This window comes from Paenibacillus sp. LjRoot153, assembly GCF_964253085.1.
Taxonomy (GTDB): domain Bacteria; phylum Bacillota; class Bacilli; order Paenibacillales; family NBRC-103111; genus Paenibacillus_E.
The window spans coordinates 4126409-4150069 of record NZ_CAXUQH020000001.1 but is presented as its reverse complement, the minus strand read 5'-3'; the positions used below and the strand labels follow the sequence as shown (position 1 = coordinate 4150069).

Here is a 23661-nt window from a genome sequence, read left to right as displayed (position 1 = left end):
AATCGTAGCACGTTTTCCGCCTTATATAATAACGGGTGCAATTTGAAGGCTAATTTAGCATTAAATTTATCAATGTAGTAACTGCCGTTTCCATTCTATATTAATTCCATATAATATTAATAAACTAATAGATTGGAGTGAAATGGGAGTGAGTTCTAAAAGTAATCTTAAGGTTTCGTTCCTAACGTGGAATATTTATCAAGGTTTTGATGTTGCACCATTGTTTGCTGCGTCCCCACAGCAAATCCCTGAAGTTGTAACACAAGTCTTTAGGCAATTTCTTGCGACGAATTTTCCTGTTCGTGCCAAGGCAATTGCTAAAGCTATCGCTTCGGAAAAACCTGATCTTATCGGTTTGCAAGAAGCGGTGCGGGTGAAACTAGTTATTCCAACTTTCGGAACCGTCACCTACGACTTTATAGATATATTATTAAACGCGTTAGAGGAACGAGGTTTGAAATACGAAGTTGCGGCTCGTAATAATGATGCACAGGCGGAACTTCCAGATAGCAATGGAAATTTAGTTCAATTTTTGGAAAGGGATGCAATCCTGATTCGTAAAGACCATAAATTGGACGTGAAAAGAAGGCAGGAAGCTAATTTCCAAACAAATCTAACTGTATCCTTAGCAGGACAACCTTTTACAATACTCCGAGGATGGTCTTCTATAGATGTTAAGATTGATGGACAAGTTTTCAGGATGATTAATACACATTTGGATCCAACTGTTGAAGCCATACGGAATGCTCAAGCATTTGAAATTATTCAAGGACCTGCAAACACAAGTTTACCGGTGGTTATTACGGGAGATTTGAACGCCATTCCTAATAGCTCTACTTATAATCTGTTTATTAATGCTGGCTTTATAGATACATGGAATAAAGTGGGTGAAGGACCAGGCTTTACCCATGAACAGAGTCCTGATCTATTAAATGCAGTTTCATTGTTGACTGAAAGAGTCGACTATATTTTATTTAAAAACGGCTGGAAACCAATTGAAGCAGAATTAGTTGGAGAATCGCAGGAAGATCGAACAAAAACAGGGCTTTGGCCATCCGATCACGCAGGCGTATCTGCAAGTTTAAATTTAGAGGATCATCATGACCATGATGAAAGCAGTGACGAAAGCAGTAGTTAACATTTGTATAAGAATGAAAAGACCGTTTTTTATTAAATAAACGGTCTTTTTAGATGGAAAAGAGAAGCATCGATTTGATCGATGTTTCCCATAGAATTAGAAGAACCTTTAGAGCCTATTCCTTTAAAAAGTAAGGTTAATATAAGCAGAATTCTAAGTACTCTAGTTTATTGATTATGCTATAAAATAAGGTTCATTTCATCTTATCAAAACCTATATCAAAAATAATCATTAAAATTCCAGTATATGGGATCGACATCATTAAGCCGAATAACGGTTTGCGATAATGAATTCGCAACATTACAAACATGATTATATCGAAAAATGCTGACCAAAGTAGGTTCCAACCGTTATGATACGTAATTGATCCCCATTTCACAGATAGAAATTCAAGCAAAACAAAAAGGCCAGTGAAAAGGATAATGTAAACAGCCTGGCGACGAAGTTTACTATTTCGTGGGTAGTTCGAAAGGTATATCCAACTCGATATTGGCATGCCTATCAGAACAAGCAATAAGATCGGAATCATAGAAACCTTAAGACCATTCGGCTCCATTTGCCAAAGTTGATGTTGGTAACAGATCAACTCATAAAGACTATTACTCAATGCAGCAAAGAGGAGAGTTGGGTAGTACTTCTCCCAGTTTCGGTCAGCAAATTTAAGAGCGGCAAGTAACCATAAAATCGTGTAAATAATGGCAACCAAGGATATTTCTCCTTTTTTTATTTTCATGGCTATTATTCCAAATAATCCATCATTCATACAAGTTTCAAGAAACTCTTCTCATAATATTTAGGAGGGACCGCGGTTAGAGGAAAAAACGAATCGTCGTCGTTATAGAAGAAGAGGATGGAGGATTGGGTTTAAGGTTGTCTTTTGATCGTTGTGTTAGTTATTGTATAATGGATAATAGACGAGTGCCTCAATGGGTGTTTTATAATATAAAACATAGGAGAATGAAATGGCCTGGAGCAAATTGAAACAACATCTGGAGAGTTTTCTCAGTCCTGCGCTATATGGAAGGGTCGAATATCTTTCAACCAGCTACCGCTATTTACCAGATAAAGCAGGTCTTTGTTATATTGCGGTAGATAAAAAGAATGTACTCAATATGAGTAATACCATAATCAGATGGTATCAGACGGAGTTGGAAATTAAGAATGATTCAGACATCCAGATTCCAATCAACAATGAAGAAATCGAAGCGGTCAGAAAAGATACCAAAGGGAGTGTTCCGGAGGATCGTTTAAAAGTAATAGCAAGAAGTAGAAAAATATCGGAATATGCAAAGGAGCTTTTATCAGCACAATCATCATTAAGTAAATCAAATTTTATCGTTATAGCTAACAAGTTTTTATCCATTTCTATTGAGGAAAGCATAGAGAGCAATGATATCTTATTGAATATTCTAGCTTTGGTTGACAGACGTGTTGGAAAAAAGCGAATTTTAAACATGACCGAGAAAATGAAGTTAAAGCATCCAATTGTACAGTATTTTTTTGAACTACGACTTAGTACATATGAGAATAAATAACTCAATCACCTCCAAACGGGAGGTCTTTTTTGCGAACATTTGCTTATTTGCGAAATGTTTAACTCCCGCTCAATTTAATTGTGATGGATTTAGCAAAACAAATTAGATGATGACCTAACATTAAGTTCAACCCCGCGGGGCTGCTGTATGACCGCCACGACTGTTGAGCTAACGGGACACTATAGCTCACGTAGGGTAATTAATGCTAATTTTAATGAGCAGACCAACGATGAATTTTATCATTTTCATATAGGGAATTGTGACTTGAAAGAATATCACATTAATGGATGAGATAGTTTTGGATTCAACTAACGGTAACGCTATCTCAATCGAGTCTCGAAGATCGCTGTCCTGAAGAAGATAGAAGAGGAGTAATTACATGGATATCAACGAAAACGTTATTACCGCTGAGGTAAATGTAAATATTACTGGTTTATTTCCGTTTCAAATTGGATCTACAAAATCAGGAACAACATTGGGGGTTGTTAGATTAGGTGGTCACAAAGACAGTGGTGAGACAGGTTGGGAATGCGCTTCACGAGAAGCATATGAGGAGGCAACACTTCGTTTAACTCCGATCCAGCTACATACTGGTATGATGATTTTAAAACCGCCTCAAGGCGGTAAAGAGTACTTACATCAGTTCCCTCGACGATGGTTATGTTTAGCTTTAATGATGCGGTAACAGAGCTTGATAGAATTCGGCACGGAAAATATTTTTTCAAAAAGATATGAGAACGCTGAACGGTTTCCTCGTTTCGTGTTGCATTCAATGCAAGAAGCGAGTAAGTTTTGGGGAAGATCTGAGCCTCCTTTGCTTGAAGGGACAATATGATCTACAGTCGTTGCGGGTCGTCCACACCACAAACAAATGTAATGATCCCGTTTTAATGCAGCTTTTCGATAGTCTCGAAATAAAAATGGGTTGTAAAGTAATTGGATTGTCTGCTCATCGATCCAGACTGCACGGGCTCGATTAACTTCCCTCCAAGCCCGGTGAAGTAAACATGGGGTTAATATTTGGCCATCCACATTGAGTACTCGTATCATAGTCAATCGCCTCCTAAGGCTAAAGTTAGTATAACCACAGACAAATTGTTTATTTGATACGTGGTTATGTCTGTTGGAGACGAGAGGAGTATCGGATATGTTAAATACCTTAGCAGTTCGATAACAAGAAGCCTCGCTGGGAAAGTTCCCGCGGGGCTTTTTTGTTAGGTTCTGTGCTCTAGGCGTAAGCTGTTACTTATAAACTTTAGGTCGCTAGCGACAACGATTGGCTTCATAATAACATCTCGTTCTCAATAGATGGTTGCTTTCGGTATTAACTTTTAGCTTTAAAGTTCTTCGTTTATACATTGTTTTTCCATTTATAAAAGATAAACTAGAAAATAGTGAGCAGAACCCTATTACTTTGAAGGGCTTCTGCTCACTTTTTCATTACTCTTGGATTCGGTGCTTGGGATAGAAATGAAGTAATCCGCACAGATTACCATTAAATGCTTGCTTTCAATAACAAAATTTAAAAATGAGCATATTAAATTTAACAAAAATATGTAAGGAGCGATTAAAGATAATGACAGAATTAGCGCAATTAAAAACGGAGGAACTAAAAAGAGAAGATTTTGAAAAGGAGTACAAGGCATATATGGAAGCACAGTGTACTCATGAGTTTGCGCTAAACAATAAATCAACAATTTACGATTGCAAGATCGGATTGGCGCAAGGAGCTAACACTAATGATGCCGAACCTGGCAGGAAGCTTAATACAGGTAACGTTGCTTTAGGTGTTGAGCTTCAGCCAGGCAATATCAGTACTGTAAATATTGTTGACAGAAAAGTAGCTGCAAATATAGCAAATCTTTCTCTCATATATAGAATTATAGCTTCTGGGGAAGAGCTTGTAACGGACTTTGAGGAAGTTCGTGCGCCAAATGACGAGTATTTAACTTACGTTACGTGGTCAATAAAGGATCCGGAGAATTCTGAACAGGAAAATTATCCAAAACCAGGAATTGAAGTGATTATTAAAACAAATAAAACAACTCAGTCACCAGGAGCGACAATGTAAGTCAACCATTTTAAGCACCCTATCTAAGGAAACACATCAAGTTCTTGTCAACCAACAAGAAACAGATTGGAAAAACACATTCCCAGAAGACAAGGTAATGGTGTTAAATCAACTGAAAAACGATGAGGAATTATTACATTACCTATTTTACTTTAGGGATGAAACATTTGAGTGCTTGGCAGAGGATTTCCAATATAAGATCTGCTGCACAAATTGAAACAGCAAGAAAAGTTGTTTCTAACTTGAATACACCGATTACTTTTATTGAGGCACCTATGGTGGAAATACCAGGATTACCTCTAGATCATTTCGACAAAGCCCTATCAATTTATGCCCTTGGATGGACAGTGAATTTGCAGAAGACATTAACAAATATATATATCGGAGTCTGAAGCCTGGTGGAGTATTTGTTTTTAGTTGGGAGCATCCAATTCACAGTGTAGTCGAATACACAGAAGATGCATTGAGATTTAGACGCTCATATGTGAAGGAAGGATTTGAAAAGCACGAATCATGGAACGCTGTATGTATGACTAACGGGTAACTAACAATTGTACAATTCCGAAGGGGCTGCTGCCGGCAGCCCCTTCTTTTATTAATGTAACTCTTTTTGAAATTGAATCGTCTACTTTATATGGTGAAAATATAAACTCAAGTAATTCTCTTTGAGTCGTAAAATCAAGTCATTAAAGGGAGTTTTGCTCCTGTGAAAAATAAAATGATAAGGAGAATTAACAATGATAAAAACAAAAATGAACTTAATACCATTATCTTTGTTATTAATGGTACTACTACTTACTGGTTGCAATTCTTTTGGTGCCAAGTGCTCGTGTGGTGATCCAGTTGAACTGAAACAGGAAAGTATCAATGATTCAAAGAAGGTACAATAATTTCAGTCTTACCCATTCCAGATCTAGAAAGAGATAGATTTCTGAACCTTATGGAGCAAACAGGATCAAGTCCAACAGGCAGGATAACACAACTTTCGTTTGTTAATCTTAGAATACATTTATACTGAGTGGACAAGATTCCTTATTATTTATTATGGACACTCTTACTCATAATACCAGGTATTATTGCATCCCTTCGTTTTGCCATGACCTTCTACATTTTGAACGATGAACCAGATATAAAACCGCTTCAAGCCATTAAACGCAGCTCGGAAATGATGAATGGGCATAAATGGGACTTTTTCAAGCTTCACTTGAGCTTTATAGGCTGTTATCTACTCGCGATTATCGGTGGGTTTATCACTATTGGATTGCTCCCAGGGATAGATATGGAAGACCCTTATTGGAGTAGTGTCATTATAGCCGTATTTCTACTTCCTGTCGTTACCTATAGCTCAGCCGCTTCAGCTGCATTCTATGTCAATCGGAAAGCCATGCAGCAACAAGAAGGTACATCTTTGCATCAAGCACAAGTTGAATAAAATCCTGTCCTGCAACCGTGTTACATGTAGTAAATACATGTCATTGCCCTCATAGAAGGGTGACGTGCGAAATGGTGGCGCTAATGTGAATAACAAAAAAAAGCGTGCGGATTGGCATCGTAAATCCCACGCTTTTTTGAAGATTGAGTTATTGTAATGTTTTCAATTCAGACTGTAATAATTCAATCAAAGAACTGTTTGAAATATAATACTGAACTGATGTTTTAAAATCATTTGTATTTAATCGGTTTATGTTATCGTCCCTTTGAACCAAAAATGCCTCGCCGTATTTCCAAGCCCCGATATGTTGTTTCCCCGACTTAAAATCAAAATGTATACCCATATCCAATGTGGTTCCTAATTCACTATCATTGTCACCCTCAAATTTGGATTAAAAAGGAGGCAATAAGTTTCAAAGTTTTGTGCTTCTATTTCTTTAATTTTAGATCCATTGTTTATTGTGATTTTTGGTGAAATTTGTCTTTACATACGAACATGTATTCGCTATAATGTGTATGGGTATATTTTCCATGTCGGGAGTGGTTAAGTAGTGGCGAAAATAGTCAAAGCGAAAGTTGAAAATTCCCTTACTGTGTTGTTAGTTTCAGATTTAGAAAAATCAATGAAATACTATGAAGACGCTTTGGGATGTGAAGTCAACGAACACTGGGCAATTCGAGATAATTTCGGTCTAGGCTTTAAATTAATTCAAGCAAAAGACATTGAAGATGTTAGACCGAATAAAGAAACTTGGAATACTTATGCTTATGTGAAAACCCATGACGAACTTGATGATTTATATCTTGAACTCAAAACAAATGGAGCAATTATTGTCTCGGAACCAAGAGTAATCGAACAAGACTGGGGTTCTTGGAAGGATTTCTCTGTTCGAGACTTGGATGGATACGTTATAGGTTTCGGTTCGGGAAATAAAAATGACTAATCAGAGTGGGTTTGTCGTTATGCTAACGAGAAACGATAGTGGAACAACAGAGAAGTAGGCAATTTGTAATAAACTTTAAATAGGATCTTCATGTTACATTAATAAATCAAGTCTATAATAGAACTCAACCCCCTTTTAATAATATTAGCCTTAGACCCTCAGCCCTAGCTGTGGGTCTCTTTTTTGCTATTGAGGTACGGAGAAATTTAGTGGAGGAGTCCCTGTAGAATGAAGCGGCTCCCGGTCGGTTGAAATACTTAGAGGAAACGAAACTTTAGAGCTATTTATAACGTCAATATCATGTAACTGTTCATATAAGGGGGGACCGGCTTGAATAAGTTTCCTAGATGGAGTATTTTCGTGCTGTTTGCAGCGCTGACTTTAGCTGGCTGCTCCGATAGCACCGAAACGATTACAAATGTATCTCCACCTGCGATTTCTTCGCCAACATCATTGGGTTCACCATCGCCTTCACCATCTACACAACCGGTCACGTCTCAGTTGCCGCAACCCTCTAATACACCCCCGGACAAAAAAGTGAGGATCATTCTAGAGGAAGAGCCTCGAATGCCTTCGCAAGCGTCTGCTCTTGTGTCTAGTACTCCGAAGCACTGGATCATTGAATTCAGCGATTCCATGAATCGAACGTCTGTTGAAGAAACATTGAAGAGTAACCTGATGCCTATTGACAGCAACAGTAACTCCGTTGAAATTAAATTCGAGTGGGAGAATGACCGGCAGTTGAAGGTAATCACGACTTCTTTGCAGACAACCGGTCTCGAGAACAAAAGAATTATATTTAATATATCAGTCAACGGTGCTGTGACTTCTACAGGAGCCAAATTAGAAAATACCAATGAGTTTAGAGCAATCGTAAGTGATATTAAGCAAATTTACCGCATTTCGTTCGACGGTAAGACGAAGGAAAAGATAAGTTCGTTTGAGAAACCCTATGGGCTCAATAGGGTGCTGAATGACCCTGGATACATTTTCGCTACACAGTCAACCTATTACTGCGAATGCGATGCTATGAGCAGAGTCGTATACGATTTGTTCGATTACGAAAACCGTACACTTGTATCGTATCCGGTTGAACTGTTCTACAGCTATACCGGTGAGGGCAAGTTTTTTGCCGATACTAGAGGGTTTTTCTACACAAATCCCGACGATTTGAAAGTGCCGGAAAGCAGCACGGACTATAAAATGATTCTCGATAGATTTGTATTTGGCTCTGGAATCAGCAAAGACCGCCGTTACGCGCTAATTGCGCTTGGTGAGAAAGATCAGAAAACCGATTTTGATCTTGTCGTACTGAATCTGGAGACCGGTAAACAAGAAGTGTATGCGAAGGCAATGGAAGGGCATGCACCTGAGAACCAAGTCAGCAGCGGTACAATGCCCATCATGTTTCACGATGACGGCAAGCAGGTCACCTTCACCATGGAGAACAAGAATCCTTGGAGCTATGTTCATTATGCATTCAATTGGGAAAGCCGCACGGTGAAGCCATGGTCGTCGCCTGCCGGAGACAATTGGTGGGATGCGAACATGACGAGCGACGGAGTCTATCATATCTACGGGAATGGGGATCTTTATAAAAATGGAATCAAGCAAAATAAACCGGAGAATGTAATGTATGGAACATGGGTCAACAACACACATAAGCTGATGATGTATGAATCATTGGCCGACAAAAAGAACGAACTCGTTTTTTATGATCCAGACAATGGACAAATTAGCAAAACGAACATCATCCTTCCATCAGACGAGTACTTTATTGGAACAAGTACAGATGGCAAGTGGATCTATGTTTTCGGAAAGTAATAATAACCAGTTACTAGGAGCATTTAAGATTTTGTTTGTTAATGACAAGAATAAAGCCATATATTTAAGAAGGGAATAACGTGAATACCATAGAATAATTACATGAAGCTTGAATAGTCAGTTATCATAAATAACGAAATCGCGATAAGGAGGGTAAAGATTGAATAATAATTTCGCAAATGGCAAGCTCCATGCAAAATCTATATTATGACCCTGGCGGTTGTTTGTATGGAGCTTAATGAGTAACCGCATGTTTTCATCTGACTTGTATGGTGAAAATAGTTAATAGTATAGGTTTTGCTACCTTAAAATTAAATTTTATTTTAAGGAGTAGATCTACTTTGAAATATATAAGTGCTGAAACTGTTTTGCCAGATGACTTACTTAAGGAAATACAGAAGTATGTGCAAGGTCGAATGGTATACATCCCCAACTCAGAAGGGTCTCGCAAAAAGTGGGGTGAAAAATCAGGGAACAGAAATTACCTGAACCTCAGAAACGTCCAGATTCGCGAGAAATTCAATGAGGGGGCAACGATTGATCAGCTCTCAGAGCTGTTCAGCCTTTCCCATGATAGTATAAAAAAAATTGTGTATTCAAAAAATAACTAGATCATTAGGTTTGTCGGGTTAAACCCGCAAGCCTTTTTTTGTGTGTAATATGATTAGTAATTGTTTTTTATATATATTAAAATGCAGTCAATTCTATAATTAAGATCAAAGGATTCAAAAGTCCAAAATCGAAAGTAGGAGCTCAACATGGAACATATCTTTGGATTAAAAAAAATAAATAGCGAAGAAGCAACGATACTTGAATTACAGGATGCAATGGATAGGGGGGAAGTTACCTCAAGAGAGCTTGTTATGTATTACATGTTTCGGATGGCAATGTTTGACCAGAGTGGACCCATGATAAACTCTATTATGGAAATTAATCCAGATGCGATTTTTATTGCAGAAGCATTAGATCAAGAAAGAAAATTAGCAGGAGCAAGAAGCCCTTTACATGGTGTCCCTGTATTATTGAAAGGAAATATTGAAACAAATGATAAAATGCATACAAGTGCGGGGGCATTAGCTTTGGAACACCATGTAAGCTCAAAGGATGCTTTCCTTGTCCAAAAATTAAGAAAAGCAGGTGCAATTATTCTTGGAAAAACAAATATGACAGAATGGGCGAATGGTATGTCGTCATCTATGTGGGCTGGATACAGTTCAATAGGGGGACAAACAAAAAATCCATACGGGGATTATTTTACTGGAGGATCTAGTACGGGATCTGCCGCAGCCGTTGCAGCAAATCTTACTACAATCGCGGTTGGTACAGAGACATCTGCCTCTATTTTAAGCCCATCTGTACAGAACGCAATTGTTGGTATAAAGCCAACGGTAGGTTTAATAAGTCGATCGGGAGTAATTCCTTGGACCTATTCGCAGGATACAGCTGGACCTATGGCAAGGACTGTGACAGATGCAGCAATCTTATTAGGTGCTCTTGCCGGAAAAGATGAAAGTGATCCCGCTACTTGGAAGAATGAACACTATAATTTAGATTATACAGCTTATTTGGATAAAGACGGATTAAGCAAAGCATCCATAGGCATTTTCAGGAATATTCCACCTGAGAAATATCGTGACATTGGCGAGTATGATGAAAGATTATTTAATGATGCTGTCACTATACTTAAAGATGCTGGTGCCAATGTAATAGAAGATATAGAAATCCCATCGTTCAATAAAAAGTGGGAATATAATAAAATGAACATTGAATTTAAGCATTCTGTTGAACACTATTTGCAAAGTCTCCCTGCTTATCTTCCTATTCATACTTTAAATGAATTGATTGAATGGAATGAGCAAAACACTGAGAAGGCTCTTAAATATGGACAAGATTCATTGAAATATCGATCACAACTAGATAACCCATTAAAGAGTCAGAAATACATTCTAGAGTCTATCACTGATTTATATTATTCGCAAAATATGGGTATAGATCATGCTTTAGAAAAGTATGGATTGGATACAATCCTGTTTCCTTCTTATGTCGGAGCTGATATATGTGCTAGGGCAGGTTATCCATCCATAGCAGTGCCTGCTGGATTCCAAAAAAATGGAAGAGCATTTGGAATTACATTCGCAGGAACGGCATTTAGTGAACCGACATTAATTCGTATTGCATTTGCATTCGAACAAAAAACGAAACATAGGAGAATGCCAGATTTCAAGAATTAAATGAAATTTGGCTTTCATGCTCTCTACTAAAAGCTCAATTAGATCATTTTTTCTGCATGTGAGATGACACCTACCATGACAATTTTAAAAATATCTTGCTTTAGAGCACGCTCGAAGGTTTAGAATGAGAATCAGCTAAAACATAAGGAGCTGATTATATGAAAAATCGGTATGAATTCGGAATGGAAATGTTGAAGAAGGTAGACGGGCATGCAGGAGAAGCCGTTGTGGCCCCTTTAGGCGATTTAGGGAATATTCTCGTGGAATGGTTCGGCGATATTTACGGCCGTGAAGGGTTAACTCTAAGGGAACGGGAAATCGCAACGATAGCCATGCTGATGGTGCTGAACAGGGAGACGCAATTGAGAGTACATATCGAGGCCGGATCCAACGTAGGGCTGACTCGGCAGGAAATGGAGGAGGTTATCATTCAATCGGTACTTTATGGGGGTTTTCCGACGGCCATTAACGGAATGAATCTGCTAAACAGCATGACTCTGCCGGGTGAAGGAAAATAACGCTGCAATCTGATATATTAATAGTATGAAAACGACGTATACCATTCAGCAAGTTACGAAGATGACCGGCCTCTCCGCTCATACGCTGCGTTATTACGAGAGGGTCAGTCTCATCCGCGCCATTGAAAGAGAAGATAACGGCTACCGATATTATTCCGAAAAGGACATAGAATGGCTCAAGTTTCTCATCCGCCTACGCGATACCGGCATGACGATTCGCGAAATGCAGCATTTCGCTGAGATGCGCTACCTCGGTGACGAGACGGTTGCCAAACGCAGACGGATGCTCGAGGACCATAAAAAACAGATCCGGGAGCAGATCGACCAGCTTATCGTAAGCTTAGAGGCCTTAAACGTAAAAACCGATTATTACGAAGTGTTGGAACGTGACATTGAAGAGCGAACACGAACCAAACCGCTTTGAAGTTTCTTTTGAACTAACGAAGAAATTGTTAAACAGTGAAGGGCTGCCGTGTGGCACCGCATTAGTAAATACGTTGATCAATATGTAAGCAGGTTGACTATATAAAAAACACATCCCCAATAAAAAAACGGGATGTGTTTTTTAATTTTCATGCAGTTGATGCGCGCATCGGCGGGAATGAGATAAAGTTCTTGTCATTTCACCGATTCATATTGCTTCCATTTAAATAAATCCACAACCCGTTTCCTTCATAAAACAAGTCACATAGATACGAGTAGGTCGTCAATATTTTACACCCACGCGGGTAGAGGCGGCATGATATAGTGTTTTGAAGAAAGCGCTTTAATTATTAAGCATCATAAGGAGGATAAATAACGATGGGTTTATGGCATCGAAAACGAGGTACGCAACTTTTATCTGCGCTATCCGCACTTCTACTGATCGTTCAGCTGTTTACCGGACTATTCGCAGGTTCAACTCGCGCACTTGCGGCAGCGGATCAATTTACGGAGCAGCCTGGGGGCAAAAGCAAATGGGTCGTTGTAGGAAGCTTTCAAGGCTGGGACAACGCTTCGACGGATACTCGGATGAAGCACTTGGCGGGTGAATTTTATGCTTTTACCAAAGAGCTTCCTGCCGGATCTTATGAATTTAAGATCGTCAAAAGCGGCTCCTGGGACGGTTACTCAAACAACAGCAATAACTTTGCCTTCAGCTTGGGAGAAACGACGAAGGTAAATTTTTATGTGAACGATGAGATAGGCCAAGCGCGGATTTCACTCCCCGGAGTGGCAGGGATCCAGCAGTACATTCCGGCGCTCGATTCGAACGAGCTGCCACGACTTGTAGGCAGCATTCAACCTTTGTTCGGAGAAGCCGAATGGTCACCGGACGGAGCGAACCAGATGTTCGTCGATTATCGTTTTAATAACACGGTATATAAGCTGCAGCGCCATATTCCGGTCGGCAGCTATGAAGCTAAAATCGTTTTCGGTCAAAATTGGGATGCGCCGAATTACGGAACGGCAACCGGAGCAAATGTGAAGATTGCGACGGTAGACGAGGCTGATGTCACTTTTACCTTTGATAATTCAGCACAAACGAAAGCGCTTACCCATGATTACGTGCCAATAGACGGTGCTTTTGACGGTCAAATCAAGAAGGATAGCCTCTCTTTTGACAGCCGTTCGGTAACGTACAAAAAGCCGTTCGGCGCCATTCCGGCGGGCGGACAGGATGTCACGCTGCGTATGGCGGCGGCAAAGGGCGACCTGCAGACGGCAAAGGCGGAATTGACCGCTCCCGATGGCTCGTCCAATGCCTACCTGATGAAGAAAGTGACAGCCGTGGCTGACAAGGAATACTGGGAAGTTACGGTGCCGGCAGCTGATTTTGCAGGCAAGGTTGGGATTTGGGGCTATAAATTCATTGTTGTCGACGGTTCGTCGAAAGCGGAATACGGAGACGACAGCAGCCGGGGGGGTTCGGGATCGGTAGCGGATGAAGGCGCCGTTCCTTATGATTTGACGGTTTATGCGCCGGATTACAAGACACCCGATTGGATGAAAAATGCGGTTGTATATCAGATATTCCCGGACAGGTTTTTTGACGGATCGAAGGATAACAATCGGGCCAAGACGGTAGATGGCGCGCGCGGTGTCATCGACCCGAAATATGGCACAAGTAAGAATGGCCAGCAGCTCCAGTATTTTGACGGTGGCGTGCCGAATGATCCGACGCCGGCTCAGGTTTGGGGCGGGACTTCCATCGTGCCGGAGAATCCGGACCGGACCAAGCCGGAGAACAAACCCTATTACCCGAATGCGAAAACGGATGGGGCTTGGACGAATGAATTTTACGGCGGCGACATTCAAGGGATTGAACAGAAGCTTGGCTATTTGAAATCGCTGGGCATTACAGCGGTTTACTTGAATCCTGTTTCATGGGCGGCGTCCAATCACAAATATGATGCAACGGATTACAAGCATCTGGATCCGATGTTCGGACAGCCAGTTTACAATACATCGGGGGATCCTGCTTCCGGTTTGGATTACGTTAAAACTCGAGAAGCCTCAGACCAAGTATTCGAGAACTTCACGAAAGCAGCCCGTTCTGCAGGAATCAAAGTGATTAACGATGGCGTGTTTAACCACGTTGGTGACGATTCGATTTATTTTGACCGGTATGGCAAATATCCGGAGATAGGTGCTTACGAGTATTGGGCAGCCGTTAACGATAAGATGAACGCGGCTTCCATTACACAAGAGCAGGCCGAAACCGATGTTCGCGACTTGTTCAAGAGCCAGATCAACCCGATGACAGGCCAGAATTACAAGTGGCCAGACGATTTCAGGTATGTCTCCTGGTTTACAGTGACGAATGAAAAGGTGAAAGACCGCGACGACGATAATCTGCATTACAAATATGATGCCTGGTGGGGCTATGATTCGCTGCCGGTGATGGATGCTAAAGACCCGCAAACAGCACCTACGGTGTATTTGCCGGCTGATACTTTGTTCCTTCCCGGGCAGCACGAGTGGAACAATATCCATTACCGGGACAATGTTATTGGGCATAGCCTGAGCGGATTAACCGAGACGGATGCGCAAAAAGCCATGCAGTTTGCGAACTCCCAACGCTGGTTGTGGATGGGAACAAGCGGATGGCGGTTGGACGTGGCGCCGGATGTGTCTGCGGGCACTTGGGGCAAGTTCCGCGAAGCAGTTAAATCGGCCGCAGGCCGCACGAATGTAAACGGCACGGAGATCGATGAGCCGGTTATTATCGGCGAAGAGTGGGGCGTTGCCACGAAGTTTCTGCTTGGAGACCAGTTTGACTCTGTCATGAACTACCGGTTCCGCGGGGCTCTGCAAAGCTTCCTTTCGGGCGGCAATGCCGATACTTTCAATCAGGCGCTGGAATCAATCCGCGAAGATTACCCGAAAGAAGCTTGGGAAGCACTGATGAATCTAGTGGATTCTCATGATACGGCACGTTCCATTACGAAATACGACCATCCGGAGTGGGAGGAAGAGCATCTCGTTATCGCACCTGAGGCAAGCGCGAATGCGAAAAAGCTCCAGGAATTGACGGCCATTTTCCAAATGGGCTACCCTGGTGCTCCTACGATTTATTATGGGGATGAAGTAGGCTTGACAGGTACGAAAGATCCAGATTCCCGGCGCTTTTTCCCGTGGGAACGGGTTGCAGCAAATGGGGATGGTACGTTCAGCGGTACAGGCGATTACCAGAATCTTTTGAGCGTCTACCAAAAAGCGGCTAAAGTCCGCGGAGACAATGCCGTGTTCCGGACCGGCGACCTCAAAGCGGTCTATTCACAAGGAAACGTTATCGCGTATGCGCGTAAAAACGATTCCCGCGGGGCCCTGCTCGTCGTGAACCGAGGAGCCAACCCTCAGTCGATCGAAATGGATGTGGCCGGGTTCCTGCCGGATGGGCTCGCTCTGACCGATCAACTCTACGGAAGTACCAAGGCTTTTGTCGCTTCGGGTAAAATCTCTCTGACTGTCCCGGCACTAACCGGTTTTATGATGGTTTCGGATGATGAACTGCAGGCGGTACCGCAGGTAACTGGCGTGCAGGCTCAAGGTGACAAGGGGAAAGTAATGCTTACCTGGAACAGTGTGAGCGGAGCGGAATCTTATCAGATTTACCGTGCTGCCATTGAAGGCGGAGTCGTACAGCTTGTCGGAACCACCGCCGACCTCAACCATCTTGATGTCAATGTGATAAACGGAACGAAATATTACTATGCCGTTACGGCACGCATCGGCTCAGGCGAAAGTTTCTTCAGCGACATGGTCGCTGCAACGCCGGCATTCCAGATTGCATCTTTGGGAACTCCAAGCACAGTAACGGATAACGTTTATGCAGGTGTAGGTAAAGCGACAGGACGAATCACGGTGAACGTGAATATTCCGGGACTAACGGACGATGCCGCTTTAGCCGGCAAGGAAGCGCCGAATCTGTTGGCGAGACTTGGCTTCTATAAAGAGGGTACCGACCCGGCTGATGCTCAGGATACTAAATTTCGCTATGACAGTGACCAGTCAGGCAGCAAGATATACTGGGGATCTTTTGAGCCGACGGAAGCCGGAGTTTACCACTATTTTGCCAAAGTTTCGACGGACAACGGGGAGCATTATACCCAATCCGATATTGTCACTCTTGAAGTATATGGGGACCCGAACGATACAACGGCACCGGCCGCACCGGCCCTGAATTCTATCGCGGTCGAATCGAACCGTTCGTATTTGAAATGGACGGCATCGGACAGCAGCATCACGGGCTTCGACGTGTACCGCCAATCGGTTACTGATGCGACTTATCAGAAAATCGCTACGCTTGCCGCTACGGCCACCGATTACACGGATTATGCCGTGAGTAACGACGTGCTTTACACGTATCAGGTGGCGGCATTCGACCAATCCTATAACCGCGCATTTTCGGAAAAGCAGTCCGTAACGCCGAAGCTTGTGATGGTGGATGTGCTGATGCGCTTGCATTTGCCGGATTACACACCGACGAGCGACGATATTAACATTGCCGGTAGCTTTAACGGCTGGAATGCCAGCTCGACGAAACTTCATGTACCTAGTGGTGCAACCGATAGGGGCGTGGTAGAATACAGCTTCAAAATGATGGCCGGCAAATCCATCGAATACAAATATACCCGCGGGACTTGGGAGACGGAAGCTTTCACGTCGCACACGCGGACTCCGGGCGATACGGCCGATAGCGGCAACTGGGCTTACAGTTCGACCGTTACCAATATGAAGCTGACGATTAAAAATGATGGCGGCAATCAGATGGTCGTGAACGATTACGTGCTGCGCTGGGTCGACATGCCGATGATTCTGACCATGCCGCGTATCACTTACGGCAGCAACGTTGCGTATTCGACGGAAGAAAGCAGCTTCAAGCTGAAAGGAGTCGTGCCTTACGGCGTCAGCTTCTCTATTAACGGGCAGCCGATTCCTCCGAACAGCATGGATGCCGCAGGTAATGTGGAACTGGATGCCATTCCGTTGGCGCCGGGATCGAATCATTTCGAACTGCATATAGAACCGACACCGGAAACGCTGCTCCTTCCTTGGTATGAAGATAAGGGACGCGCAGGTCAGGCTACGAAGACAATTATGCTTGACATTACGCGGACATCGGGTGGAAGCGCTCAGGAGCCGGTATTGAATCAACTGCAGTGGAGTGAAGTGAACACGGCTCTCACTGTTGGCGATACACGCCAACTTCAGGTGTTAGGCGAATATTCGGACGATTCAAAAAAGAGTCTGACAGGTGTTGAATTCTCTTCCAGCAATACGAATATCGCGGACGTAACGCCAGAGGGACTAGTTACAGCGAAATCGCAAGGGGAAGTGAAAATCACGGCTTCTTTCGGAGGAAAAACTGCTGAAGTCACGCTGAACATTTCTTCTGCTCCATCTAATGAAGGAAGCGGTGGCGATACTATGGCAACAACTCTGGCTGTTAAGCCCGCAACGACGAAACAGATCGGCGAAGCTGCTTTAACGAACGGCAAGGACGGCAAAGTAGGCATCGAGCTGAGCTCAGGCGAGCGCGAGGTGAAGCTTCCGGTCAATGCGGCTGAACTGTTGGGCTCCAAGACACTGGAGATTAAACAAGGCGGCATCTCGATAGAAGTACCGTCAAGCTTGCTCAAAGCGCTGGCTATACTGATTCCGAGCGGAAGCTCAGAGGGCGCCCAACTTTCACTGGCGGTTAACACCGTAGAAGCCGAAGCCGCTCAAAAGCTGATTAATCAGGGAGCTGCAAGCACAGGAGCAAGCATCAAACCTGTTAGCACCGTGTACGATTTCACCCTATCAGCTCAAACGAAAGACGGAAAAACGCTAAAACTGCCGACATTTGACCAACCTGTCACGCTGACATTCCACGTCCAGGATGGAGCAAACATTCCACTGAGCGGCGTGTATTATGTGAGCGATGCAGGAGAGCTCACGTATATTGACGGTACTTGGGAAAATGGTGGTTTGACAGCAAAAGTATTTCACTTCAGTAAATATGCCGTACTGGAATACAACAAATCATTCAATGATTTGCCAGCAGCACACTGGGCAGCCAACGCTGTGAGGGAACTTGCCGCAAAGCATGTCGTGGAGGGCATCAGCGATGAAGCGTATGCACCCGAGCGTGAAGTGACACGAGCTGAATTCTCAGCTATGCTCGTACGTGCATTGAACCTGTCCGTCAAAGGAGAAGCGTCGCTTCCGTTTTCTGATGTGCCAGGCAGTGCTTGGTACTCAGCGGTGGTAGCAACCGCTTACAGCAATGGCATCGTCAGCGGTCGTGGCAGTTCGACATTCGCACCTGACGCTCCGATTACCCGCCAGGAAATGGCGGCGATGGTCGTACGTGCCTATGGCGTCCATACGGGCACAAACGCCCCAGCAGTAGACACCCCTGTCGGATTCGACGACACGTCCGGCATTGCGCCTTGGGCTAGAAGCTTCGTGCAATCAGCAGTCGGGCTGAAACTGATGCAAGGACGAGGTGAGCGTGAGTTCGCTCCAGTCGGCATCACCACCCGCGCCGAAAGCGCTCAGGTTTTGCTTAACCTGCTGCATTCAGGGAAGTAAAATGTAAAATCTTCTGAGAAAAAAAGGCCTCTCAGCGAAATGTGAACTGTAACCGTAGTTGTGGACAGTTTGAATAAAAGGACATCCATGGCTTAAGCAGCCAATAGATGACTTCTGAATTCATCAGGAGTCATCTTTTTTAATGCCACTGGTATTACGATTTGGGATTCCTGTTCTGGCTCCTTAACAGTTTCTGGAGTGGCTAGGGCTTTATTCCATAAGATAGCACCAGAAATACAAAGAAAGCCACCTTCCGGGAGAATACGATGCTGGCTATACTAAACACATCACATCTTTGCCCGAGATGAGTATGAGCGAATCCGAACTGCAAACGGGGGACGGCTCTTGTCCAAGGTCAGAAGGCGGATTACGCGTATGAAGCCAAAGTGCAAATGGGCATTACCGATGCCAATACAGGTATTGTCTTCAGGGTTCAGGACGCCAATAATTATTATATACCGAGTCAATTCATCAAGTCAGAAGCTGGAGTTGTATAAATCCGTCAATGGACAACTGACGCTTGTAACCAGCACTCCATTCGCAGCCCAGGAGAATCAGTCGTATAAGGTTAAGGGGGTTGTACAAGGGAACACGATTGCCGGTTACGTGGATGGAGAATTAAAATTGCAATGGACCAATCCTGTAACGGAATTGACAACAGGGGGGATCGGATTCCGCACCACCCTTGAGGGCGTCCATTTTGACGATGTGATTGTTTCCCCAATCATACGATTCAACGACAATTTTGAAGATGGAAATACGACAGGGTGGGCGTCTGCTTCCGGTTCTTGGAGTTTGACAACAGACGGCACGAAAGTTCTGACCCAGAATAATTCAGCCATTGCGCTTATTACCGCCGGTGATGCATGGACGGAATATACGACCCTTTTGTCTGTATATCTCAGCTGACACCTGAAATGAACCGCTCTGAACGGGCAGGATAGCGTGGATGGAGCAATAACATCGATAACTCCGGCTTTTTCTTTTAAAGATTCATTTGCAAACACAAAACTCGAATATTAAACACCCTTGTTCCTGACGGAACAAGGGTGTTATTAACTAGATTACGATTTATTGCAGAGACGCAGCCAAACTGATTAAGACATCAGCCTGATGGGTCGTCAGCCTTTTGCCCGTTTGTGCCTGTACTTCATTGATGAAAGCATCGTAATTACCGTGCTCAAGCTTTTTCACAAGCGAGTTCGTAACCCCGTCTGCTCCCGGTCCTGACACAAATGTACGGGTTACGTTCACCACGGAACTAACGGTCGTCTGCACAGTGTACGTAAACGATGCGGATGCTACGTTGCCCGCAGCATCTTGAACGTCGATGGTCACGACATGCGAGCCAAGACCGAGCTCATAGGCCGGAACATTGACAAGGAGCGCGGTGCACGGATTATAGACGAGGCCCGAAACCGTATCGGAAGCGGTACATTTTATTTGAACGTTTTGGTCTACGGAGTAAATGGTCCCGCCGTTAATTTGAATCACTGGGGCTGACCGGTCGATGCGAATTTCTGTGCTTTTCGTTTGTTCCACGTTGCCGGCAGCATCCTCGGACCGGTAAAGAAGGTGAGTTTCGCCGTCGGCCTCAACGGTAACAGGCCCGCCGTACGGCTGCCAACTTGCGCCGTTGTCGGTGCTGTATTGCGTGGAACTAACGCCGGTCAGGTCATCCGTTGCCGTAAGCTTAACGGTCGCCTCCGAAACGTACCAACCGTTATGCATCGTTCCTTCAACGGTCGCCGTCGTCACAGGTGTTGTCACATCAAGTACGTTCGTTATCGCAATTGCGTTGCTGGCCGCACTTTCGTTGTGGAGGCGGTCCACTGCGGTAATGACATAAGCATACCGCGCGCTTTCAACGGCAGTTCGGTCGACGAACGATCCCTTCGCGCCCTCCTGCTTGCGGAGGGTAGCGACGATCTTGGACGCATCCTGCAGGCTTCCTGGCGTATCGCCTTCGAAACGATAGACAACATAGTAGGCTGCGTCTGCTGTACCATTCTCCCAAGTCAGCACCACGCCAGATGGTTTGCGGATGGCGGAAGCGAGAACAGGGGTGTTCGGCGCTTGATCGTCAAGCCAAGGCATCGCAGGGACAAGTGACGGGTAGCGGTAGAGATCGGTTTTTAACCGGTCCGTAAAGCCCAACGGATTAGCCGGCAGCCATTGGGCACTGAAGAAGATGCTGCCTTTGACGTTGCCGAAATTGCGATTATAGCTTACTTGGTCAGGCATTTCGTTCGGGTTCAGCCAACCCGGATCATTTGAGCCGATGCGGTAGGTTGCCTGGCCGCTGTAGAGGTGAACGTTTTTGCCGGCAACCACACCATTCCACCATTCGATCAGCTTGTCGTAGGCGGCTGGCGAATAGCCCATGTACCAGTAGATTTGCGGTGTGATGTAATCGATCCACTGCTGGTCAACCCATTTTTTCGAGTCCGCATAGATGGCGTCGTAGCTGCTGAGACCGTTCGTTTCGGAGCCTGCCGGATCTCCCCCTTTGTTTTTCCATATGCCGAACGGACTGATACCGAATTTGACGTAGCTTTTCTCCTGCTTGATTGTGGTGCTTATCTCCTGTACGAACGAATTGACGTTGTTACGTCTCCAGTCCGCCTTGCTTGCAAAGCCCGCGCCGTAGTTCAGGAAAGCATCCTGGTCGGGGAAGTCGACACCGCTGACCGGGTACGGATAGAAATAGTCGTCAAAATGAACTGCGTCGATATCGTAATTTTCCACGACTTCCATAATGCCGTCCATGATGAATTGCTTCGCTTCCGGAATTCCCGGGTTGAAATACAACTTCCCGCCATACGAAACGACCCAGTCCGGATGCTGGCGCGCAGGGTGATCCGGCACCAGTTTATCGAGACGATCCTCCAGGCTGATCCTGTACGGGTTGAACCAAGCGTGGAACTCCATATTTCGCTTATGTACTTCCTCCAGCATGAACGAAAGCGGGTTATAGCCGGGATCCTTGCCCTGCACGCCCGTCAGCCATTCCGACCAAGGACCGAATTGGGAAGGGTAAAAGGAATCCGCAGTCGGTTTTACTTGCACGATAACCGCGTTGATCCCCGTACTTTGCAGCTGATCCAGCAGCTTTGTGAAATCGCGCTTTTGCTGCTCCGGATCCGTTACGCCTTTTTTCGGCCAGTCTATATTGTCGACTGTAGCGATCCACGCCGCTCTCAGCTCAGACTTCGGAATAGCGGCCACTTTATTCACCACCAAGTAAAAATCGCTCGTTTTCCCGCCATACGTCACGGAAATCCGGGAGGTGCCGAATTTCAGCGCCGTAACAACACCGCTTATACTCACGGAGGCGACCGCTGGGCTGCTGCTCGTATACGTAACGCCGCTTGTCAGCTCAACTTGCTCCGGAAGCCATGTGTAGGTGCCAAGCACCTTCGCCTGCAAGGCATCGCCAACCGTCATCGTGTGGAGCTCTGTCAGCTGGATGCTCTGCAATACCGGTACAGGGGCGTTTACATTCAGCGTATAAGCCGTTGAGACGCCTTTATAGGACATTGTGATCGTTGTCATTCCAGGTTTTACGGCTTTCACCACGCCATCGGCATCGACGGTTGCAACATCAGGAGCGCTGCTTTCATACGTTGCTCCGCTCAGTACGGTAACGGGTTCGGTCATGTCTGGGTACACTGCGTACAGGCGAATTTTGTTCGTAGAGCCAGATTCCAGCTTCTCCAAGGAAGATTGCTCTATTCTAGATGGCACGGCTGCGCTCGATGAGACGGTCAGCACGTAGGATGCTTCAGGAGCCGTCCCATAGGAGGCATAGATCGTCGATGTGCCTGACTGCAGCGCCCGGACTGTGCCGTTTGCGTCGACGGTTGCGACTTGCTCGTTGCTACTGCGGAAGGATAGCCCGCTTGTAACGGGGACCGGCTCCGCTGCATTCTGGTATGTTGCGAATACTTGCGCCTTCTTCGATTCGCCAATCTGAAGAAGAGGCAGATCCGCAAAATCGAGCCCGTAAACAGTCGAATCTGTGTAAAACGCCGTCAGCTGGTCAAAATAAAGCGCACCTTTGTTTTTGTTATTGTCTTTTGTCTCCGCGACATAGATTTGATTAAGCTTGATCGGAGCTCTCAGCGAGTTCGGAACGGATACAGTGATGTACTTCCAGCCGGTCCAGTTCAGCCCGTTGCTGCTGGTGAAGTCAAGCGCTGAGACAGTTCCAGCCGAATCTTTGACTTGAGCGCGCAGCCAATGGTTGTTGCCGTCGCCGTACACCCAGAGGCCAAGTCTCTTAGGAAGTCCCTGCAGCGTTCTGCCCGTTGTGCCATCCGGATCCTTGAAGTTGACGTAAGCCGCCGACGTTCCGGTCGTGCCGGTAAAATCGTAGGATAATTTAACAGCATGATAGCCGTAATAAATCGTTTCCGGTCGGCTGATAAGTCCGATGCTTGCCGTCGCCTTCGCCGAGGACGAGAAGAGATTAGCCGTTTGCTCAAAGCCTTCCACACCGGCGGCGGCCTGAACGCCGGATAGCGCCTGCACATCTGCGCTCAAAGCAGACTCTGTGTCCGCGCTAGCAACGGGTACACCGAACATAATTGTGCTCAAGAACAATAATAAGGCCATGGCAAAAGGGATTGATGCTGTGCGACTTTGATCGGATTTCTTCAATGGGACTCACTTCCTTCTCATTATGTATTCGCTTTCATGAAAGCCGAATAAACGCGTCTACTCCTTTCTTTTCTTCTTTTGGCAAATGTTATAATAAATTCCGGCTGCCTTTAGCATACAAAATAATATTTCAAAATTCAATAACATAAATGAAATTTTATTTTACTGCGTCTGGGGACTGGAGCCTCTATTTTTCTATATGAGTGAAAAGATAATATAAGTAAAAAAAGGAGGTTCCTTACGCA

17 protein-coding genes are annotated in these 23661 nt (G+C 44.6%); 14 read left to right on the top strand and 3 right to left on the bottom strand.

Annotation, left to right across the window (positions count from 1 at the left end; translation table 11 throughout):
- Positions 1–148: 148 nt before the first annotated feature.
- On the top strand, positions 149–1138 hold the full coding sequence (locus ACSQ8P_RS17805; protein ID WP_436236382.1) for an endonuclease/exonuclease/phosphatase family protein: 990 nt from the start codon (positions 149–151) through the stop codon (positions 1136–1138).
- A gap of 193 nt (positions 1139–1331) precedes the next feature.
- On the opposite strand, the gene ACSQ8P_RS17800 is transcribed toward ACSQ8P_RS17805, so the two are convergent.
- Positions 1332–1901 carry a CBO0543 family protein gene (locus ACSQ8P_RS17800; RefSeq protein ID WP_436236381.1) on the bottom strand — a complete coding sequence of 190 codons (570 nt, stop codon included), beginning with the start codon at positions 1899–1901 and terminating at the stop codon, positions 1332–1334.
- A 199-nt stretch (positions 1902–2100) separates the two neighbouring features.
- On the opposite strand from ACSQ8P_RS17800, the gene ACSQ8P_RS17795 reads away from it, so the two are divergent.
- Both ACSQ8P_RS17795 and ACSQ8P_RS17790 read left to right on the top strand, forming a co-directional pair.
- Entirely contained in the window at positions 2101–2673 is a 573-nt protein-coding gene (locus ACSQ8P_RS17795) for an SF0329 family protein (protein WP_436236380.1), read from the top strand.
- A 379-nt stretch (positions 2674–3052) separates the two neighbouring features.
- Positions 3053–3358: an NUDIX hydrolase gene (locus ACSQ8P_RS17790; protein ID WP_436236379.1), complete on the top strand. Its 306-nt coding sequence runs from the start codon at positions 3053–3055 to the stop codon at positions 3356–3358.
- Here ACSQ8P_RS17790 and ACSQ8P_RS17785 read toward each other — a convergent pair.
- Complete coding sequence (locus tag ACSQ8P_RS17785) at positions 3313–3723, bottom strand: HNH endonuclease (RefSeq protein WP_436236378.1); 411 nt, start codon at positions 3721–3723, stop codon at positions 3313–3315. The genes ACSQ8P_RS17790 and ACSQ8P_RS17785 overlap by 46 nt on opposite strands.
- A gap of 526 nt (positions 3724–4249) precedes the next feature.
- On the opposite strand from ACSQ8P_RS17785, the gene ACSQ8P_RS17780 reads away from it, so the two are divergent.
- From ACSQ8P_RS17780 to ACSQ8P_RS17730, 11 genes are all read left to right on the top strand, one after another.
- Positions 4250–4744, top strand: a complete 495-nt coding sequence (locus ACSQ8P_RS17780) for a hypothetical protein (RefSeq protein ID WP_436236377.1) — start codon at positions 4250–4252, stop codon at positions 4742–4744.
- 158 nt (positions 4745–4902) lie between these two features.
- A complete protein-coding gene (locus tag ACSQ8P_RS17775) occupies positions 4903–5136 on the top strand; it encodes a hypothetical protein (RefSeq protein ID WP_436236376.1) in 234 nt (77 codons plus the stop codon).
- Positions 5137–5762: 626 nt separating this feature from the next.
- Positions 5763–6176, top strand: coding sequence for a DUF975 family protein (locus tag ACSQ8P_RS17770; RefSeq protein ID WP_436236375.1), 414 nt, complete (start codon positions 5763–5765; stop codon positions 6174–6176).
- A gap of 550 nt (positions 6177–6726) precedes the next feature.
- Positions 6727–7119, top strand: a complete 393-nt coding sequence (locus ACSQ8P_RS17765; protein WP_436236374.1) for a VOC family protein — start codon at positions 6727–6729, stop codon at positions 7117–7119.
- Between the two features lie 330 nt (positions 7120–7449).
- Positions 7450–8943 (top strand): hypothetical protein, encoded by a 1494-nt coding sequence (locus ACSQ8P_RS17760; RefSeq protein ID WP_436236373.1) that lies wholly within the window; start codon positions 7450–7452, stop codon positions 8941–8943.
- A 341-nt stretch (positions 8944–9284) separates the two neighbouring features.
- Positions 9285–9554 (top strand): CD3324 family protein, encoded by a 270-nt coding sequence (locus ACSQ8P_RS17755; RefSeq protein ID WP_436236372.1) that lies wholly within the window; start codon positions 9285–9287, stop codon positions 9552–9554.
- 147 nt (positions 9555–9701) lie between these two features.
- Entirely contained in the window at positions 9702–11174 is a 1473-nt protein-coding gene (locus tag ACSQ8P_RS17750; RefSeq protein WP_436236371.1) for an amidase family protein, read from the top strand.
- A 158-nt stretch (positions 11175–11332) separates the two neighbouring features.
- Positions 11333–11692 carry a carboxymuconolactone decarboxylase family protein gene (locus ACSQ8P_RS17745; protein WP_436236370.1) on the top strand — a complete coding sequence of 120 codons (360 nt, stop codon included), beginning with the start codon at positions 11333–11335 and terminating at the stop codon, positions 11690–11692.
- A gap of 25 nt (positions 11693–11717) precedes the next feature.
- The gene (locus ACSQ8P_RS17740; protein WP_436236369.1) at positions 11718–12116 is read left to right on the top strand and encodes a MerR family transcriptional regulator; all 399 of its coding nucleotides are present in this window, start codon (positions 11718–11720) and stop codon (positions 12114–12116) included.
- Between the two features lie 377 nt (positions 12117–12493).
- Positions 12494–18754, top strand: coding sequence for an alpha-amylase family glycosyl hydrolase (locus ACSQ8P_RS17735; protein ID WP_436236368.1), 6261 nt, complete (start codon positions 12494–12496; stop codon positions 18752–18754).
- A 375-nt stretch (positions 18755–19129) separates the two neighbouring features.
- Positions 19130–19663 (top strand): hypothetical protein, encoded by a 534-nt coding sequence (locus ACSQ8P_RS17730; protein ID WP_436236367.1) that lies wholly within the window; start codon positions 19130–19132, stop codon positions 19661–19663.
- Between the two features lie 162 nt (positions 19664–19825).
- Here the strand turns inward: ACSQ8P_RS17730 and ACSQ8P_RS17725 are convergent, their stop codons facing one another.
- Entirely contained in the window at positions 19826–23416 is a 3591-nt protein-coding gene (locus ACSQ8P_RS17725; protein WP_436236366.1) for a family 10 glycosylhydrolase, read from the bottom strand.
- Positions 23417–23661 lie beyond the last annotated feature (245 nt).